General features: G+C 58.6%; 4 protein-coding genes and 1 pseudogene. 4 read left to right on the forward strand and 1 reads right to left on the reverse strand.

Going from position 1 to position 2,106, the window contains the following annotated elements:
* Positions 1 to 93: 93 nt before the first annotated feature.
* Positions 94 to 267, reverse strand: a pseudogene (locus LZP96_RS23760) (DUF4158 domain-containing protein); the annotation flags it as partial.
* A gap of 158 nt (positions 268 to 425) precedes the next feature.
* Here LZP96_RS23760 and LZP96_RS23765 point away from each other — a divergent pair.
* The 4 genes from LZP96_RS23765 to LZP96_RS23780 all read left to right on the forward strand — a co-directional run bounded on the left by LZP96_RS23765 (position 426) and on the right by LZP96_RS23780 (position 2,029).
* Entirely contained in the window at positions 426 to 716 is a 291-nt protein-coding gene (locus tag LZP96_RS23765; RefSeq protein ID WP_001247892.1) for a nucleotidyltransferase family protein, read from the forward strand.
* Positions 713 to 1,114 carry a HepT-like ribonuclease domain-containing protein gene (locus tag LZP96_RS23770; protein WP_001293886.1) on the forward strand — a complete coding sequence of 134 codons (402 nt, stop codon included), beginning with the start codon at positions 713 to 715 and terminating at the stop codon, positions 1,112 to 1,114. The genes LZP96_RS23765 and LZP96_RS23770 overlap by 4 nt, the downstream gene beginning before the upstream one ends.
* The gene (locus tag LZP96_RS23775; protein WP_000215515.1) at positions 1,104 to 1,460 is read left to right on the forward strand and encodes a cupin domain-containing protein; all 357 of its coding nucleotides are present in this window, start codon (positions 1,104 to 1,106) and stop codon (positions 1,458 to 1,460) included. Before LZP96_RS23770 ends, LZP96_RS23775 begins: the two co-directional genes overlap by 11 nt.
* 254 nt (positions 1,461 to 1,714) lie before the next feature.
* Positions 1,715 to 2,029 carry a hypothetical protein gene (locus tag LZP96_RS23780; RefSeq protein WP_000091613.1) on the forward strand — a complete coding sequence of 105 codons (315 nt, stop codon included), beginning with the start codon at positions 1,715 to 1,717 and terminating at the stop codon, positions 2,027 to 2,029.
* Positions 2,030 to 2,106 lie beyond the last annotated feature (77 nt).

Consider the following 2,106-nt stretch of genomic DNA (forward strand, 5'->3'; position numbering starts at 1 on the left):
GCAAGACGGAACGAAGCTCGCTGCATCGGCGCGGGGGAGTCACGGGGTGACTACGCCTTAGCGTGCTTTATTTTCCGAATTCTGAGACGACCCCAGGTAGCAGAGCTGCACCGCGAAGCCCAGCCGATTGGCCGGGCCGCGCCGCTGCCGGATGATGGAGAGGTCGCTTTCGCTGAACGTGTAGTGACGGATCAACTCATCCTTGGTGTCCGGCAACGCCAGCAGGCTTTCGCGCTCGGCGGCGGAGAGGATCGAACGGCGGGGCATGCGGTTTCCTTCTTCTTGAAAACGTAGGTTTGTGACAAGCCCGCCAAGGCAACCGGCGCGGCACGGGAATCAAGGCATTGCGATTCTCGAAAATAGTTCTTGAAATTCTATTCTTGATTGCATATCATCTCAACGAGTTTCGATAAGAAAGGATGCGCATGCGACCGTCTGTTGTGCTTGACATGAAGCGAAGCGCAGTGCGTGAAGCGGTAGGCCGCTTTCGCGCCGCGAACCCGCGCGTCTTCGGCTCGGTGCTGCATGGCACCGACCGGGATGGCAGCGACCTCGACCTGTTGGTCGATGCGCTGCCCGGTGCCACGTTGTTGGACTTGGGCGATTTGGAAGAAGAACTGAAATCGCTGCTCGGCGTTGACGTCGATCTGCTGACTCCCGGCGACCTGCCGCCGAAGTTCCGGGCCAAGGTGCTCGCGGAGGCGCAACCGATATGAGCGAGAACCGCCTGCCCGATTACCTCGACCACATTCAGCAGGCCGCAACCGATGCGCGCAGCTTCGTGGAAGGGATGGCCAAGGACGACTTCTTGGCCGACAAGCGCACCCAGCAGGCCGTCATCATGAGCCTGATCGTCATCGGCGAGGCGGCCACAAAGGTGATGGATGGCTACGTCGAGTTCACCCAGGCGCATGCCGACGTGCCGTGGCGCAGCATGCGCAATATGCGTAATCGCATGGCTCACGGCTATTTCGACATCAACCTCGATGTGGTGTGGGAGACGGTACAGGAATGGCTGCCGGCGTTGCTCCAGCAATTGCCCGCCGTGCGTCAGGATGCCGACGATGAAGACCGTAACGACAACTGTGAAAGAGGGATCTCCGATGACTGTTGAATCGAGAATATTTTCTGTAGCCGAGTATGTTCAGCCGTCCGAAGGCGAGCCTATTCGTTCCGTTGTGCTTGAAACCCGAGACTCAATTATCGTGGTTTGGCATGTCCATCCCGGGCAGGAAATTGCGGCTCACATTCATCCTCACGGCCAAGACACGTGGACTGTTTTGTCGGGAATGGCTGATTACTTTCAGGGCAATGGGATTGTTCGTGCCCTCAGGGAAGGTGAGATAGCCGTGGCAAGACCGGGCCAAGTGCACGGGGCGCGAAATACAGGTACCGAGCCATTTGTGTTAGTCTCGGTTGTGGCATCAGCCAATGCCGGTTTCGTATTGGCTGAGCGATAGAGCCCAATCTCTGGAGTTGGTCCAATGAGCGGTCGGGGAGATAGGTAACAGACATGCAGCGGACACGGCTGCTAAACCAGGTCGCAAACCTCCTTGCGTCGCAGCGTGCCGCAAGCGACGCGATCAATCGAATGGGGTCGGCATGAGACTGAACACCATCCAGTTCCCGACCGCGTAGCCGCCTGTCCTGCCGATCAGGTCTTGACCATCGACGCCTGGGATCAGTCCTGAATGTTCTTGGAGACCACTACGTTATGAGCCGCAGCCGCCGCAAAACACCCATCGTCGGGCACACGACCTGCGGCAGCGAGCGCGAGGACAAGAAGCTCTGGCATCAGCGCTGGCGCACCCGTGAGCGCACGGCGCTGACCAGCGCGTCGCCCGAAGCCCTGAGCGCCCATCTGCCCCTGCTGGAAAACCAGGCCAGCAGCGTCTGGTCGATGGGCAAGGATGGCCGCTCCTACTGGCCCGTCAAGCGCCAGGCCGCCACGGCGGATCGCATCGCCAATCACAAGGGACGCAACCCGCAAGAACGCGCCTCCCTGAAAAAGCGCCTGCTTACACTGTGATTCCTTCAAAATATCTCAACGAAATTTCCCGACACCTGTTTAAGCTATCTTGCTGATATTTCTGTTTTTCGATTTTT

This window comes from Huaxiibacter chinensis (assembly GCF_022171985.1).
GTDB lineage: Bacteria > Pseudomonadota > Gammaproteobacteria > Enterobacterales > Enterobacteriaceae > Enterobacter > Enterobacter chinensis_A.

Bases quoted from the DNA above. Each gene is read 5' to 3' on its own strand.
- LZP96_RS23765 (WP_001247892.1), top strand. From the start codon at position 426: ATGCGACCGTCTGTTGTGCTTGACATGAAGCGAAGCGCAGTGCGTGAA.
- LZP96_RS23770 (WP_001293886.1), top strand. From the start codon at position 713: ATGAGCGAGAACCGCCTGCCCGATTACCTCGACCACATTCAGCAGGCC.
- LZP96_RS23775 (WP_000215515.1), top strand. From the start codon at position 1,104: ATGACTGTTGAATCGAGAATATTTTCTGTAGCCGAGTATGTTCAGCCG.
- LZP96_RS23780 (WP_000091613.1), top strand. From the start codon at position 1,715: ATGAGCCGCAGCCGCCGCAAAACACCCATCGTCGGGCACACGACCTGC.